The 15,751-nt window shown below is 66.0% G+C and carries 14 protein-coding genes; 7 read left to right on the top strand and 7 right to left on the bottom strand.

Going from position 1 to position 15,751, the window contains the following annotated elements; translation table 11 throughout:
- Window positions 1-26: 26 nt before the first annotated feature.
- The 6 genes from ACLQ3I_RS10155 to ACLQ3I_RS10130 all read left to right on the top strand — a co-directional run bounded on the left by ACLQ3I_RS10155 (window position 27) and on the right by ACLQ3I_RS10130 (window position 5,681).
- Window positions 27-1,493: an aldehyde dehydrogenase gene (locus ACLQ3I_RS10155; RefSeq protein ID WP_425792768.1), complete on the top strand. Its 1,467-nt coding sequence runs from the start codon at window positions 27-29 to the stop codon at window positions 1,491-1,493.
- Between the two features lie 131 nt (window positions 1,494-1,624).
- Window positions 1,625-2,374 (top strand): SDR family oxidoreductase, encoded by a 750-nt coding sequence (locus tag ACLQ3I_RS10150; RefSeq protein ID WP_425792767.1) that lies wholly within the window; start codon window positions 1,625-1,627, stop codon window positions 2,372-2,374.
- On the top strand, window positions 2,371-3,258 hold the full coding sequence (locus ACLQ3I_RS10145) for an NAD(P)-dependent oxidoreductase (RefSeq protein WP_425792766.1): 888 nt from the start codon (window positions 2,371-2,373) through the stop codon (window positions 3,256-3,258). Before ACLQ3I_RS10150 ends, ACLQ3I_RS10145 begins: the two co-directional genes overlap by 4 nt.
- Window positions 3,255-3,638, top strand: coding sequence for a carboxymuconolactone decarboxylase family protein (locus tag ACLQ3I_RS10140; protein ID WP_425792765.1), 384 nt, complete (start codon window positions 3,255-3,257; stop codon window positions 3,636-3,638). Before ACLQ3I_RS10145 ends, ACLQ3I_RS10140 begins: the two co-directional genes overlap by 4 nt.
- Window positions 3,635-4,996, top strand: a complete 1,362-nt coding sequence (locus tag ACLQ3I_RS10135) for an alpha/beta hydrolase domain-containing protein (protein WP_425801617.1) — start codon at window positions 3,635-3,637, stop codon at window positions 4,994-4,996. Before ACLQ3I_RS10140 ends, ACLQ3I_RS10135 begins: the two co-directional genes overlap by 4 nt.
- Before the next feature lie 31 nt (window positions 4,997-5,027).
- The gene (locus tag ACLQ3I_RS10130; protein ID WP_425792763.1) at window positions 5,028-5,681 is read left to right on the top strand and encodes a PaaI family thioesterase; all 654 of its coding nucleotides are present in this window, start codon (window positions 5,028-5,030) and stop codon (window positions 5,679-5,681) included.
- A 63-nt stretch (window positions 5,682-5,744) separates the two neighbouring features.
- On the opposite strand, the gene ACLQ3I_RS10125 is transcribed toward ACLQ3I_RS10130, so the two are convergent.
- From ACLQ3I_RS10125 to ACLQ3I_RS10115, 3 genes are read right to left on the bottom strand one after another with little or no spacing between them, the layout of a single operon-like run.
- On the bottom strand, window positions 5,745-6,467 hold the full coding sequence (locus ACLQ3I_RS10125) for an ABC transporter ATP-binding protein (protein ID WP_425792762.1): 723 nt from the start codon (window positions 6,465-6,467) through the stop codon (window positions 5,745-5,747).
- Window positions 6,464-9,226: an ABC transporter permease subunit gene (locus tag ACLQ3I_RS10120; RefSeq protein ID WP_425801614.1), complete on the bottom strand. Its 2,763-nt coding sequence runs from the start codon at window positions 9,224-9,226 to the stop codon at window positions 6,464-6,466. Before ACLQ3I_RS10120 ends, ACLQ3I_RS10125 begins: the two co-directional genes overlap by 4 nt.
- A gap of 51 nt (window positions 9,227-9,277) precedes the next feature.
- Window positions 9,278-10,522 (bottom strand): ABC transporter substrate-binding protein, encoded by a 1,245-nt coding sequence (locus ACLQ3I_RS10115; RefSeq protein ID WP_425792760.1) that lies wholly within the window; start codon window positions 10,520-10,522, stop codon window positions 9,278-9,280.
- Window positions 10,523-10,857: 335 nt separating this feature from the next.
- On the opposite strand from ACLQ3I_RS10115, the gene ACLQ3I_RS10110 reads away from it, so the two are divergent.
- Window positions 10,858-11,706: an amidohydrolase family protein gene (locus tag ACLQ3I_RS10110; protein ID WP_425792852.1), complete on the top strand. Its 849-nt coding sequence runs from the start codon at window positions 10,858-10,860 to the stop codon at window positions 11,704-11,706.
- A gap of 30 nt (window positions 11,707-11,736) precedes the next feature.
- On the opposite strand, the gene ACLQ3I_RS10105 is transcribed toward ACLQ3I_RS10110, so the two are convergent.
- The 4 genes from ACLQ3I_RS10105 to ACLQ3I_RS10090 all read right to left on the bottom strand — a co-directional run bounded on the left by ACLQ3I_RS10105 (window position 11,737) and on the right by ACLQ3I_RS10090 (window position 15,704).
- The gene (locus ACLQ3I_RS10105; RefSeq protein ID WP_425792759.1) at window positions 11,737-12,486 is read right to left on the bottom strand and encodes an amino acid ABC transporter ATP-binding protein; all 750 of its coding nucleotides are present in this window, start codon (window positions 12,484-12,486) and stop codon (window positions 11,737-11,739) included.
- 5 nt (window positions 12,487-12,491) lie between these two features.
- Window positions 12,492-14,231, bottom strand: coding sequence for an ABC transporter substrate-binding protein/permease (locus ACLQ3I_RS10100; RefSeq protein WP_425801960.1), 1,740 nt, complete (start codon window positions 14,229-14,231; stop codon window positions 12,492-12,494).
- A gap of 160 nt (window positions 14,232-14,391) precedes the next feature.
- Window positions 14,392-14,667, bottom strand: coding sequence for a DUF2277 domain-containing protein (locus ACLQ3I_RS10095; RefSeq protein ID WP_425792758.1), 276 nt, complete (start codon window positions 14,665-14,667; stop codon window positions 14,392-14,394).
- 68 nt (window positions 14,668-14,735) lie between these two features.
- Window positions 14,736-15,704 carry an NADPH:quinone oxidoreductase family protein gene (locus tag ACLQ3I_RS10090; protein ID WP_425792757.1) on the bottom strand — a complete coding sequence of 323 codons (969 nt, stop codon included), beginning with the start codon at window positions 15,702-15,704 and terminating at the stop codon, window positions 14,736-14,738.
- Between the last annotated feature and the right edge of the window lie 47 nt (window positions 15,705-15,751).

Raw genomic sequence — 15,751 nt, 5'->3', positions numbered from 1 at the left:
CACCTGTCCAGATGGAGTTCCAGCCAATGTCCTTACGTCCTGCATCGTCGTCGGAACTGCTGATCGACGGCAAGCTCACCCCCGGTGGGGGCGGCACCTTCGATGTCGTGAACCCGGCCACCGAGGAGATCCTCGGCCAGGCCGCCGACGCCACCGCGGCCGACATGGACGCGGCCATCGCCGCCGCCCGCGTCGCCTTTGACACCACCGAATGGTCGCGCGACCACACATTGCGGGCCCGCTGCCTCCGCCAATTACGCGACGCGCTCCTGGCCCACGGCGACGAGCTGCGCGACCTGACGGTGGCCGAGGTCGGTTGCCCCGTGTTCCTCACCAGCGGACCGCAATTCGAGGGACCGGTCACCGATCTCGGCTACTTCGCCGACTTGGCCGAGAGTTATCAGTGGACCACCGACCTCGGCCAGGCCAAGCCGATGGGCATCAAGAACGTCCGGGAGATCCGCAAGGAGGCAGCCGGTGTGGTCGGCGCGATCACGCCGTGGAACTTCCCGCACCAGATCAACTTCGCCAAGATCGGGCCGGCGTTGGCCGCAGGCTGCACCGTGGTGCTCAAGCCCGCGCCCGACACCCCGTGGTGCGCCGCCCTGGTGGGCAAGGTCATCGCCGAGGAGACCGACTTCCCACCGGGCGTGATCAACATCGTCACCTCCACCGATCACGCGCTGGGCGCGCAGCTGTCCACCGATCCGCGTGTGGATCTGGTGTCCTTCACCGGGTCCACCGCAACCGGCAAGAAGGTGATGGCCGGCGCTGCCGAAACCCTGAAGAAAGTGTTCCTGGAACTCGGAGGCAAGTCGGCGTTCATCGTGCTCGACGACGCCGACCTCGCTTCCGCCTGCTCGATGGCCGCATTCAACGTGGTCACCCACGCCGGACAGGGCTGCGCCATCACCACCCGTCTCCTCGTCCCGCGGGAGAAGCTCGACGAGGCGATCACCGCGACCCGCGACTCGCTGGCCGGACTCGGGGCCGGTGATCCGAGCGACGCCGGAACCATCTGTGGCCCCTTGATCTCCGCCACCCAGCGCAATCGTGTCGAGTCCTACATCGAACTCGCGAAGACCGAGGGCGGCACCGTCGAGATCGGCGGCGGCCGGCCGGCCGACAAGGCCAAGGGCTACTTCGTCGAGCCGACCTTGATCTCCGGCCTCGACAACTCCGCCCGCGCCGCGCAGGAGGAGATCTTCGGTCCGGTGCTCGTCATCCTCCCGCACGACGGCGACGACGACGCCATCAGCATCGCCAACGACTCGCCGTACGGGTTGTCCGGTGCCGTCTGGGGTACGGATACGGCACGGATCGACAAGGTGGTCAATGGCGTTCGGACCGGCACGATGGGGATCAACGGGGGCATCTGGTACTCCGCCGACGTCCCGTTCGGCGGGTACAAGCAATCCGGCATCGGCCGGGAGATGGGCGTCGCGGGCTTCGAGGAATATCTCGAGTGCAAGGCGGTCGCGACGCCGGCCTGAGTGATCTCGATTTCGACAAGCTCAATCGGGCGGATCGGCGGTCAGCCCAACCGCTGGTCGAGTAGCTCCGAGCCGCTAGGCGAGGAGTGTATCGAGACCACGCCACCCTTCAACAAACAGAAAGCAGGACAATGAGTTCCGAGGACCGTAACCAACGCTTCGCAGGCAAGACCATCATCGTGACCGGAGCCGCCGGAGGTATCGGTGAGGCCTACGCCCGCGCACTGGCCGGCGAAGGCGCCAACGTCGTGGTCGCCGACCTCAACGACGAGCAGGGCAAGCAGGTCGCAGCCGACATCGGTGGCCTCTATGTGAACACCGACGTCGCCGACGAGCAGTCGGCGCAGGCGCTGGCAACCGCCACGGTCGACGCGTACGGCACCATCGACGGCCTGGTCAACAACGCTGCCATCTACGGCGGCATGAAGCTCGACTTCCTGATCACGGTGCCGTGGGACTACTACAAGAAGTTCATGAGCGTGAACCTCGACGGCGCGCTCAACGTCACCCGCGCGGTCTACCCGCACATGAAGGACGGTGGCGCCATCGTCAACCAGTCCTCCACCGCCGCTTGGCTCTACAGCGGCTTCTACGGCCTCGCGAAGGTCGGCGTGAACGGCCTCACCCAGCAGTTGGCCACCGAACTCGGCGGCCAGAACATCCGTGTGAACGCCATCGCGCCGGGTCCGATCGACACCGAGGCGACGCGTTCCACCACGCCGAAGGAGATGGTGGCCGACATCGTCAACCGGCTGCCGCTCAAGCGCTTCGGCACCCCCGAGGACCTGGTCGGCATGTGTCTGTTCCTGTTGTCCGAGGAGGCCGGTTGGGTCACCGGGCAGATCTTCAATGTCGACGGCGGACAGGTCATCCGCTCATGACACAGTCGGGTACCGCGCCCGCGCGCCTCGGCTATGTCGGCCTCGGCAACATCGGCGGGCCGATGGCCGGTCGCCTGGCCAAGTGGGAGGGTGGCCTGACCGCCTTCGACCTCTCCGAGGAAGCACTCGGGAAGGTCGTCGACCAGGGCGCCACGGCCGCCACCTCACTGGGCGACCTGGCGGCGAAATCCGACATCATCGGCATCTGCGTCCTCGACGACACCCAGGTACGCACCGTGGTCGCCGGCGACGGCGGCCTGCTCAGCGCCGCCAGACCGGGAACCATCATCACCGTCCACTCGACGATCGGCCCCCAGACCGCCGTCGATCTGGCCGCGGAGTGCGCGGAACACGGTGTGACCCTGCTGGATGCGCCGATCTCGGGCGGGGCCGCGGGCGCCGACCAAGGCCGGCTGGCCATCATGGTCGGTGGTGACCGCGCCTCGTACGAACAGCTGAAGGAACCGTTCGGTCTCGTCGCGGGCATGCTCGTCCACGCCGGCGACGACGTCGGGGCCGGCACCAAGATGAAGCTGGCCCGCAATCTCCTGCACTTCATCTCGTTCACCGCCGCCGCGGAGGCCTCGAAGCTCGCCGAGGCGGCCGGGATCAGCATCACCAAACTGGGCAAGGTGGTTCGGCACACGGATGCGATCACCGGTGGTGCCGGGTCGATCATCCTGCGCGACACCACCGACGAGATCGCACCCGATGATTTCTGGTATGACATCTTGACACCCGTACGCACACTCGGCGAGAAGGACCTGTCGCTCGCACTCGAACTCGGACGAGAACTCGGCGTCGATCTGCCGCTCGGCGACATCGCACTCCGCGACTTCGCCATCGGGTTGGGCGTGCCGCATCGAGAAGGAGAGGACTCATGACGTCAGCTGACGAGACCACCAGCCCGCAACGCCAGAAGGGCTTGGACAAGATGTCCGAGGTCTACGGCTGGGAGATGTCCGACGGACCCGGAGACTTCTTCGCGCACACCGCGGACCAGGTGTTCGGTGAGGTCTGGACGCGGGAGGGTCTCTCGGTCCGCGACCGTCGCCTGATCCTGCTCGGCGCCCTCGCCCAGGCGGGTCAGATCGACGTGGCGGAGATCCAGGCGGGTGCAGCGCTGGCCAACGGTGAACTGACGGCCGAACAACTGGAGGAGATCAGCCTCTTCCTGTGCTACTACGTCGGTTGGCCGTTGGGCACCAAGATGCATTTCATGTTCGGCAACGTCATCGGGAAACACCAGAAGAAGCAGAAGTGACCTCGGGAGTCGACTTCACGGAGCTGACCGGGGGCGGCGGCTGCTCGATCATGAGCGCCACCCCCGGTCCCGACCTGGAGGTCAACGGTTTCCGGGAAAACGAGTACGCCGCATCCGGTGTCGCAACCCGCTACGCCAACGCGGGCCCCGGTTCGGTGGCCCCCCTCGGCGAGGACAAGTACGCGACTCGCGTTCTGGTGCGCAGGCCGCGTCTCGATGCCGACTTCAACGGCACCGTCGTCGTCGAGTGGCTGAACGTCAGCAGCGGATCAGACGCGGCACCCGAATACACCTACCTGGCCGAGGAACTCGTCCGAGGCGGATACGCATGGGTCGGCGTCTCGGCTCAGTACACCGGCGTGATGGGCGGGCCGGGCTCCGTGGGCGGTCTCGGTGAAGGCGCATCGGGCACGCTGGCCGCCAAGGACCCGGAACGCTATGCCGGCCTTCATCATCCGGGAGATGCCTACTGTTACGACCTGTTCGGGGCCGTCGGGCGGTCACTGCTGTCAACGTCCGCTTCGGGCGGCTCGCATCCGCTACGCGGACTGTCCGTCCGGCGACTGCTCGCCGCCGGCGAATCGCAGTCGGCAATGGCGTTGACGACCTACGCGAATCTGTTCGCCGCCGAGCACGAGGTGTTCGACGGGCTGCTGATCCACAGCCGCGCGGCCGCCGGCCTGGATCTGGGAGAGCCTGGCACCGCCATCGATGTCGATGCGGTGTTCGCTCAGGAGCCGGTGACGATCCGGAGCGATCTGCCCATCCCGGTCTTCATCGTCCAAACCGAGACCGACGTGCTGACGAATTTCCGCTTCTACCGCGCACGCCAGCCCGACACCGATCGGCTGCGTGTCTGGGAGATCGCGGGCACCTCACACGCCGACCTCCATCAGATCGGGCCGTATGAGCACATGCTCGGGTGTCCGACACCGGTCAACCGTGGGCAGCAACGATTCGTGCTGCGCGCCGCGTTGCGCCACCTGCGCGAATGGGCCGACGGCGGCCCGGTGCCCCCGATGGCGACCCCTTTGGAGCTCGACGACAGCACGGACACAAATCAATTCGCCGTCGATGAGGCCGGGAACGTCCGCGGGGGCGTCCGCACCCCGTGTGTGGATGCGCCGACCGAGATCCTGAGCGGCATCGTCGGCGGCGACGTCCCTCGCATCTGCGTGCTGTTCGGTTCCACCACCCCGATCGCACCGGAAATCCTGGCCGCGCGATACGTCGGCCGCCACGACTACGAGCGGCATTACCGAGCGGCCACAACGTCAGCGATCGAAATGGGTTTCATCCTGGCGGCCGACCGCGACGAGGCTCTGGCCGACGCCCATCCCGACCGGATCCCCGACTGACCCACTCGATGGCGGCAGGAAACGAGACACCATGGAATTCACACTCGAAGACATCTCCACGCAGGAGTTCGAACGTCGTCGTGCGCTTTTCGGTCCCCTCGCCGACTCCGTTCGCGAACTGATCGACGCGGTGATCCGCACCGAGGTCGACGAGGACGTCATCCGTGACGCCCATGGTCAGATCGACTCGGCAGTGGAATCGTTGCGCACCAGGCAGATCGACGGCGCCTTCGGCGTTCGGCACACCGCCGACATGAAGGGCATGCCGTGGGGCAATGCGGTGATCGGCCTGCGGAACGCCGTGGCTCCACCCTTGCAGGTGACCCGGCACGAGAGCGGCCTGGTGTCCACCGATTTCACCCTCGGGGCCGCATATGAGGGGCCGCCGGGTTGCGTGCACGGCGGGATGTGCGCGATGGTCCTCGACCACGTCCTCGGCCAGGCCGGTAGCGCCGACGATGTTCCGTGCTACACCGGCACCCTCACGATGAGATATCTGCGCCCGACACCGCTCGGCCGGTTGCATGCGGAGGCCATCATCGTGGAACGCGACGGCCGCAAGAAGGTCGTGCGCGGGGCGATCTCCGACGCTGATGGCGAGACCGTTGCGGCTGAAGGTGTCTTTATCGTCCCGAAGGACTGGGCGGGCGTGATGCCCGAGGCCGCGGGCACGCCCGACCCGTGATTCGTGCGTCGGCCGCAGCACCTGACGACTGTCGCTGCGCAGCAGTTGCTGTCGTCCACGTGGTCACCCGACGCCACCGAGATAGGCTCGCTCGATCCGCTCGAGATCGCCGGCGAGTACGGACGAGTCCTCCTCGAGACGCACTTGTCCGTGGACCAGAACGATCGCACGGTCGGACACCTCGAGCGCAAGCCGGACATGCTGTTCGACCAACAGCACCGCGGTGCGTTCCGACGCCGCGACGTCCCGCAGAACCGGCAGGATCGCCTCCACGACGACGGGCGCAAGTCCCATACTCAATTCGTCGATCAGCAGGACCTTCGGTCTCTGGAGCAACGCCCGGGCGATCGCCAGCATCTGCTGCTCCCCGCCGGAGAGTTGACCGGCGGCCACGCCCAGTCGCGGTTTCAACGCCGGAAAGTATTGCAACACTTTTTCTATGGACTCTCGCGTGGCGCGATGTCCGCGTTCTCGGACCGCCAGACGCAGATTCTTTTCTGCGGTGAGTCTTCGGAACAGGGCGCGATCGTCGGGCACGATGACCATACCGGCGCGAACCGCGGATCGCGGTTTCCCGGACGGGAGCACCTGCCCCGCCAACGACACTGTTCCACCCAGGCCCGGCAACAAACCGGCAAGGGTCAACAGCAAGGTGGTCTTACCGGCGCCGTTGGGGCCGAGCAACGCGATCACCTCGCCCTCCTCGACGGAGATGTTCAGCCCTCGGACACACGGCGCCGCACGGGAGTACCCGGCTTCCAGTCCCTCACACCCCAATACCGTCACGACGGCACCTCCTCAGTCGTCACCGGATGAGAGTTCCCGATCTGCTCCTGGTCGTGTGCCGTCGGCGAACCGAGATACGCAGCGATCACCAGATCGTTCGTCCGGATCTGTTCCGGTGTGCCGGTGGCGATCACCGATCCGAGATCGAGCACGATCACACGGTCGCAGATGCTGAGGACCAGGTCCATGTCGTGGTCGACCAGCAACACGGACACACCCAGCGCACGGGCCGCCCGTAGGCGCTCCCCCAGCCAACGGCTCTCGGCAGTGTCGAGTCCGGCGGCTGGTTCATCGAGCAATGCGACATGTGGTCGGCCGGCGAGGACCCTGGCCACCGACACCAATTGTCGCTGCCCCTGGGAGAGGTCCGCCGCCAGGATATCGGCGAGATGAGTGATGTCCAGCAGCGTCAGCACGTTGGCCACCGCCTCGTCGGTGTCACCCGACAATCGCGCGGCACCCACCGTGACGTTCTCCGCAACGGTGAGCTCGTCGTAGAGCTCGATGTCCTGGAACGTCCGCCCCAGACCCGATCGACTGCGTCGATGTGGCGGCAGACCGCTGATCTCCTTGCCGTCCAGCGTGACTCGGCCTCTCGATGCCGCGAATCCGCCGATCGCATCGATGAGGGTGGTCTTGCCCGCACCGTTCGGGCCGATGAGTCCGATGATCTCGCCTTCGCGAAGATCGAAGCTCACATCGTCCACCGCGACGACCTGGCCGTAGCTCACGGTCACTCCGGCCACCTCCAGGATGACCTTCTCCCCCACGGCCCGTTCGGATTCCGGCGGGACCGCGGATGCCTCGGGTGTCTGTTCGGCGGGATGCGCCCCTCTTCCGCCGGGGAGGCGAATCCGTTGTAGGTACCCGGCGAGTCCGTCCGGACTGGTCACCACGGTGAGCACCAACAGTATTCCGCTCACCAGCATGTAGTAGTCGCCGAAGCTCAGATAGCGATCTGAGATGAAGTAGAGGATTCCGCCCGGGGCCAGCACGCCGGCGAGCAATCCACCCGACACCGACGTCACACCGGCAACGTAGAAGACCGCAAAGAGCCCGATACCGGCGAAGACCGTGAAGGAGCTGGCGGTGGCGAGCGTCTGCTGATAGGCAAGCATCGCACCACCCAGGCCGGCCACAAACGAACCGATGGCGAATGCCAGGAGCTTGGTGACGCCCACATTGATGCCCGTCGCCGCGGCAGATCTTTCATTGGCCCGCACCGCCAGCATGGACGCACCGAGAGCACTTCCGCGCAACCGCGCGACACCCAGCGCCACCAGCGCGAGCACGATCAGGCAGACCACCCCGAACGCGATCCTCGGATAGCCCTCACCGGCCCCGATCCCGAGGTCGATACCGAACAGACTCGGTGGATCGACGGGTGCGCTTTGCAATCCACCGTTCAGGCTCGGATTCCGGAACCAGAAGGCCTCCAGGAATACCGCGAGAGCCAGGGTCGCGACCATGAGCGGCAATCCCCGAACCCGTAAGGCCGGAAGACCGACCAGCACACCGATGATCATCGCCCCACATGCCGCCAGAATGGGTGCGAACGGAAACGGGACTCCGAGGTCGGAGGTGATCTTGCTCAGGCCGAATGCGCCCGCTCCGGCCAGCGTGAGCTGAGCCAGCGAGACCTGACCCGCATAGCCGGTCACCACCACCTGGGAGAGTGCGATGACGGCGAAGATCATCGAGGCGATCACTGCGAGACGCAGACTGCCGGATGTGGCGAACAGGGCGCCGAGCACCACCACACATCCGACCGCGCCGGGAACCAGCAGACGTCGAGGCCGCGGAGAACGTCCAAGGTCTTGCCGGGTGATCGCGCCGCGCCCCGGCAGCGGCTGCCCGCGGATGAGGAGGAACGCCAAGATGAGTAGCAGCGGAACGGCTTCGGCAACACCCGCCTGGGGGAACCAGTCGACGGTCGACTGCAGGTTGGTCGCCTCGGACTGGAGCATACCGATGAGCAGGCCCGCACCCACCGTCAACGCGATACCGGTGAAATTGCCCACCAGGGCGGCGGCCAGCGCCGGCACGATGAACATCGTGTATGCCACCGGGTTGAGCGGAACGATGGGCGCGATCACGATACCGCCGATACCGGCGACCGCCGACGACAGCGCCCAGTTGCTGATTGCGATCTTGTCCGGCGACAGACCCGTGACCAGCGCGCCCTTCTCTGACTCGGCTGCCGCTTCCGTCGCCATACCGAACCGGGTGTAGCGCAACACGAGTCCGGCGCACACCGCCAGACCGATGACCACCGCGGCCAGCCACAAACGGTCGGACGAGATCGCACTGTCACCGATCCGGAGTACACGCGGTGTGAAGATCGCACTCACGGTCGGGGTTTCGGTTCCGACCCGCAGCGCGATGAGCGCCTGGATCACCAGCATCAGACCGATAGAGGCCACCGCCTTGGCGAGCGCGGGTGCCGTGCGCATCTGACGGAAGACAAGGAGATACAGCACCACGCCGAGAAGTGCCGAGACGGCGACGGACACGATCATCGCCGGCACGATGGCCCAGTCCCCGCCGAGGTCGATCGTCGCCGGGAACCCCGGAATCGGATTGAGGAGCTCTCCGTGACGCAGAAACCCGAAGGTGTAGGCCGCGTAGAGCGCGACGGCGCCCGTCGCGAAGTTGACCACACCCGAACTCTTGAAGGTCATCACGAGTGCGAGTCCGAGTGCGGCGTACACCGCGCCGTTGCCGAGGCCCAATGCCAAGAAGGCGAAATGCTGAGTCATGTGCGAACCCAGATCGGGGGTCGCCGGCGGCGACCCCCGATCTCTCTCGTACTAGTTGTTGACAGCTACGGTGTTTTCCAGCTTTGTGTCAGCACTGACATCACTGACGAGAATTGACTTGCTGCACAGCGTCTTCAGCTGCGGAACAGCCGAGCCGTCGCAGGTGAAGCTGAGCCCCGGGGCGGCCGGCAACGGCACATCCTTTGCTGCCGTGAACGCCGCCATGACATCCTTCGGCGTGACCGGACCGGTGAGCGACTTGCCCACCTCGCCGAGCGACATCATCACCTGGTAGCCCAGGTAGGCCAGGCCGGCCGGATCGACGTCGGACGCATAGGTCGCCATGACACTGCGGTACAACTCGGACGAGGGATCATCGGAGTCCAGCTTGACCGTGGTGAACGCCTTTGCGCCGGCCACCGCGTCTGCACCCACGCCATCGATCACCTGCTTGTCGAGGCAGCTGGCGATCAGATATTTCTTGACCGTCGGAGCAGCTGTCTGCAGCGCCTTGATCGTCGAGATGCACTGACTGGTCTCACCGAGGACCGTGACGGCACCCGGCTTGCCTGCCAGCCCCGCGGTGATCTGCGGAGTGGGATCGGCAGCCGACGCGGGAATGGTGATGACGTCCATATCCACTCCGGCCTGTTTGAAGATCGGTGTACCGATCGCCTTCACCGATGCGGCCGCGTCGCCGGCGTCGGAGATGACGACCGCGATCTTCTTGACGCCCTCCTTGGCCGCGGTGGCGGCCTGACCGGCGAACACCGCGACGATGCCGCCCGAGAGCATGAACGCTCCCGACGTCATCATCTCCACCTGCGAGACCGGCGCCTGCGCGACGTAGGGAATTCCCGCGCCGGCGACGATCGGCAACATGACCGCCCCCTGCGATCCGAACGGCGCGACGACCGCAGCCACCTTCTGCTCGACCATCTGATTCGCGCAGCTCGTCGCCGAGGCCGGGTCCTCCTGCTCTTTGCAGACGACCAGGTCGATCTTGTGGCCCCCGAGGCCACCACCGTTGTTGTTCAGGTATTGCGTGGCGGCCTCACCACCTTCCCGGACCATCGGGACGGTGATCGGGCCGCCTTCGGGCGTGATGAACCCGATCTTGACCGGGTCGCCGGTGGCCGCATTCGACGGCAGTGCCGACGTGCTTCCCGCTGATCCGGCTGAGTCCGAGGAATTGTCGTCAGCACACGCCGTGACGCCACCGACGAGGAGCAGACCGGCTGCGCCGATCGTCGCTGTCGTGCGGAGGACACGCTTGACCGAATGCGATGGTTTCAATGCTGGTCCCTTCAAGAGGTGAACGGCAGATCTGGACAGCTCACAGACCGCCGGAGGAGCCAGGGTGAACATCGCGCTCGCCGTCTGGCCTCCGGCAGAACTGTAACGCGTTGCAATTGCCGTTCGACGTGAATTCGAAGAATCCGACATTTGGTCCGATGCCCACCAAGTTGGTCACTCGCCCAATATGTTTGGCCACGGTGCAACCGCCAGGCCACCGGGCCGGCCGTCCCCGCTCGACGGGCAGCGGTAGCGTGGTCGATGTGAACACCGTGGTTCAGGGTGAGGGCGACAGCGTTCCGTTCGGGCGAGCGGAGGCACTACAGGTGTGCGGGATGTGGCAGCGCCTCGGGTTGCCCGGCATGATCGACATCCACACCCACTTCATGCCCAAACCGGTCATGGACAAGGTGTGGGCGTACTTCGACTCCGCCGGCCCACTGATCGGTCGCGAGTGGCCGATCACCTACCGCGCCGACGAGGACGTCCGGGTCACGACACTGCAGGACTTCGGGGTCCGCGCCTACTCATCCCTGGTCTATCCCCACAAGCCGGACATGGCCGAGTGGTTGAACGGCTGGGCTGCCGATTTCGCGGCGCACCATCCGGACTGTCTCCACACCGCGACCTTCTACCCGGAGGAATCGGCGCCCGCCTACGTCTCGAAGGCCATTCAGCGCGGGACGCAAGTGTTCAAATGCCACATCCAGGTCGGTGACTTCTCGCCGCTGGATTCGCTTCTCGACGGTGTCTGGTCGCAGATCGCCGACAGCCGGATACCGGTCATCATCCACTGCGGGTCGGGCCCGGCGCCCGGGACGCACACCGGTCCCGGGCCGATCGCCGCACTGCTGCAGCGCTTCCCGTCGTTGCCACTGATCGTCGCGCACATGGGAACTCCCGAGTACGTCGAGTTCCTCGATCTCGCCGAGCGCTATCCGGAAGTGCGGTTCGACACGACCATGTCGTTCACCGACTTCTCCGAGGAGGGCGCTCCGTTCCCGAAAAATGAACTTCCCCGGTTGCGCGAGCTCGGCGACCGCATCATGTTCGGCAGCGACTTCCCGAACATCCCCTACCCGTACACCCACGCACTCGAGGCCGTGCAACGCCTCGAGCTCGGCGACGACTGGCTACGCGGCGTGCTCTACCAGAACGCCGCCGAGTTGTTCGGGGTCGGTTGAGGCCTGCGCCTCTCACCACACCCTGAGCTCTCACAACACCTGAGACAGAAACGCGCGCAACCTCTCCGACTCAGCCGAGTCGAAGATCTGCTCGGGTTTGCCGGTTTCCACCACCGCGCCGTGGTCCATGAACAGGACGCTGTCGGAAACATTGCGGGCATAGCCCATCTCGTGGGTGACGACGACCATCGTCATCCCTTCTTCGGCGAGGTCGGCCATCAGCGACAGCACCCCTTTGACGAGTTCTGGGTCGAGTGCCGAGGTCGCCTCGTCGAAGAACATCACCTGTGGTTCCATCGCCAGCGCCCGGGCGATCGCCACGCGCTGTTGCTGTCCGCCGGACAGACTTCCCGGCCGGGCGTCTGCCTTGTTGGTCAGGCCGACGATCTCCAGCTGACGCATCGCGACGGCGCGCGCCTCCTCCTTGCCCAGCCCCCGAAGCTTGCGCGGCCCGAGTGAGATGTTGTCCACGACCGTCTTGTGCGGGAAAAGGTTGAAATGCTGGAACACCATGCCGATCCGGCGCCGGAGCTCGTCGGGATTGTCCCCGAGGACCGAACGGCCGTCGAGGAGCACATCTCCTTGATCGGGTTCGTGCAGCCGGTTGAGTACCCGCAGCAACGTCGATTTCCCGGATCCGGATGGCCCGATCACAGTCGTCGTGGTCCCCGCGTCGACCTGGATGTCGACCCCCCGCAATACGTGGTTCTTGCCGAACGACAGGTGCAGGTCGGTACCGGTCAAGGAGACCGCCTCGCGTGCGGTGATGGTGTCGGCCATGTCGCTCATCCCTTCTCGACCGCTGTTGCCGGCAGCGGGTCGTCCTCGACATCGGCGGGACGGCCGGTGCGCAACCGGTTGTCGATGTAGTTCACGAGGTGTGTGAGCGGAATCGTCAGGACGAGATAGACGATGCCCGCCGCCACCAGCGGTGAGAGATTACCGGTCTGCGCGTTGAGGTCCCGACCGACCGCGAACAGCTCTCGCTGACTGGCGAGCAGGCCGAGGAAGTAGACCAGCGAACTGTCCTTGATGAGGCTGATGAACTGATTCATCAGCGCAGGTAGGACGCGCCGCACACCCTGCGGGATCACGACGAGCCGCATCGACTGCCGGTAGCTGAAACCGATGGCGCGCGAGGCCTCCATCTGCCCGTCGTCGACGCTCTGGATACCCGATCGGAAGATCTCGCCGATGTACGCGGCGGCGAGCAGTGCCAACGCGACCGCGCCGAGCCAGTAGGGGTTGTTCCCGGTGAGGTTCTTGACCACCGGGCCCACCCCGAGACCCACGAGCAGGATCACCACCACTGCGGGCAGACCGCGGAAGATGTCGGTGTACACGCGGGCCGGCCAGCGCAGCCATCGTGAGCGGGAGATGCCGGCGACGGCCAGCAGCATGCCGAGGATCGTGCCGAGCACGCCGGATACCAGCGACAAGATCAGGGTGTTGACCAGTCCGGTCTTGATCAGGTCGGGGAAGGATTCCCGGTAGAGGTCCCAGTTGAAGAAGGTGCTGCCGAGCTGGGCGAAGGTGCCCTTCGGAGCCGACGCCTCGTCCGCCTTGCCCGCGTTCTCGGCCTCGTTCTCCTTGGCGATGGCGGCGAAGTCGGGCAGTTTCGGCTCGGGCGCGGCCTTGCTGCCGGGCTTCCACCCGTCCGGCAGTTCACGCGGTACCCAGTCGGTGTAGAGCTTCGCGTAGGTGCCGTCGGCGATGATGGCGTCGAGGCCGGAGTTGAGCGCCTCGACGAGTTTCGGCTTGTTCTTGCCGACCGCCCAGGCGACGAAGTTGTTGACACTGAAGGTGTTCTCGACGATGGCGGTGCCGTCACCCTCCTTGACCGCGCCCTCCGCCTGCTGTGAGGGCGCGACCCATGCGTCGATCTGGCCGCTCTTCAGGTTCGCGTATGCGGTCGCATAGTCGGGGAACTTCACCGGGTCGAGCTTCAGCGTGTTGATCACGTAGTCGTCCTGGACCGTGCCCTGAACCACACCGATCCTGGTGGAGTCACTCAGGTCCGCGAAACCCTTGATCGATCCGCTCGTCGGTGCGACCAACGAGAAATAGCCGAAGTCGTAACCGTTGGTGAAGTCGACCGTCTTGCGTCGCTCGTCGGTGGTGGTGATCGACGACGAGCCCACGTCGAACCGGTTGTTGGCCACCTGCGAGAGGAGTCCGGCGAACTCGGTCCCGGAGAACTGGATCTGCAGGCCCAGCTTGGCCGCCACCGCCTTGAGCAGCTCGTTGTCGAAGCCCGTGAAGACGCCCTGACCGTTCACGCAGATGCTGGGGCCGGCGTCGGACAAGGTGCCGACCGAGATCGTGCCGGCTTTCAGCAGGCCGAGGGCGTTGGTGTCGATCTGGTCGACCGGCGTCGTGGTGGCGGTGGTGTAGCGGTCCTCGCCGCCCTGATCCGCCGCCGCCATGTTGGTCGGGGCGGCCGATGCCGACGCCGCACCGGCCGGCGTACAACTGTCCGGCGGCGCGGCGGCAGCGCGAGGTGCAGGGCCACCGACAGCAGCCATCAGACCTATCACCGCCACGACCACCAGGAATGCCAGGTGGCGGACCGGCCTGGGAGCGGAGCGAGCCGAGGCCGTGCGGGTGGCGGTCACCTCAGCACATTAGCGAGCGATGACGGCGAACACCCAACACTTCCGCTCATCGCTGCGCGAAACCCCGATGTCAGACCGACCCTTGTGCCGCCATTCGCGCCCGCACCTCGGGACGGCGCAGCGGCGGCACGGTCTTGGGCGGCTGCCGCCGCTCGGGCAACACGTCGAGCAGTGCATGGGTGGCCTCGGTGACCTGCTGCACGGCCAGCTCGAAGGCCTCGGCGTTGGCCGACGACGGTTGCCGAATGCCGCTCACCTTGCGGATGTACTGCCGGGCCGCGGCCTCGATCTCCTCGTCGGTTGCCGCGGGTTCCAGACCGCGCAGCTCGGTGATGTTGCGGCACATGGTGGGCTCCTGGTCTCGATACGTCTCCTCGCTTCACTCGTCGACTACTCGACCAGCGGACAAGGTATTCAGTCGGCGATCTTGACGACCGCTTTCCCCAGGATCCGCCCTTCGGCCAGATCGGTCAACGCCTTGGGCAGCTCGTCGAGCGGATAGGTGACATTGACCTGCGGCCGCAACCCCGCGGCGATCATCTCGGCAAGTTCGTCGTGCAGCATCTCCGGCACCCCGGGATGAGTACGCACGTACTCGCCCCACGCGGCGCCGACGATGGAGATGTTGCGGAACAGCACCCGGTTCAGCTTGACCGTCGGGATGCCGCCGGCAGCGAAACCGATGACCACATAGCGGCCGTCGGGGGCGACCTGACGCAGCGCCTCGTCAAAGACCTCTCCGCCGGAGGGGTCGATCATGACGTCCACACCCTCGGGTGCGACCTCCCTGAGCTTCGCCCCCCATCCATCTTCGAGCGCGACGATCTCGTCGGCGCCCGCACTGCGCAGCAACTCTTCGGCACCCTTCCGGTGCACGATGGCGATCACCTTGGCGCCCATGGCCTTTGCCACCATGATCGACGCGGTACCGACACCGCCCGCGGCGCCGAGGACACCGACGATCTCGCCGGGCGCGGTCTGCGCGCGGAGCTTCAGCGCGAACAACGCCGTCTGGTAGTTGATGCCCATCGCCGCACCCTGGTCGAAGGTCAGCCCCTCGGGCAGCGGCAACAACTGCTCGGGCGCCGCGGCGACCTGCTCGGCGAAGCCACCGACGATGGACGCCACCAGCACCTTGTCGCCCGCCTTGACCGACGAGCCGGCGGGTGCATCGCGCACCACCCCGGCCACCTCGGTGCCCGGGGTGAACGGCGTCGGCATCCGCAGCTGGTATTTGCCCTGACTCATCAGGAGGTCGGGGAAGCAGATACCACACGACTTGATGTCGACGAGGACCTGCCCATCGGCCGGAGCGGGGTCGGCGACGTCGGTCAGTTCCAGTCCAGCGGGTCCCGTCTCGGCGGTGAGCACTTGTGCTTTCATACGGCTCACCCTACGCGGCCGCCGATATCGACCGGATAGGATCAGGA

The sequence above is a fragment of the Gordonia sp. DT101 genome (assembly GCF_049844895.1).
Taxonomy (GTDB): domain Bacteria; phylum Actinomycetota; class Actinomycetes; order Mycobacteriales; family Mycobacteriaceae; genus Gordonia.
The sequence above is the reverse complement of the archived record's forward strand: the minus strand, read 5'-3'. Positions and strand labels throughout refer to the sequence as shown.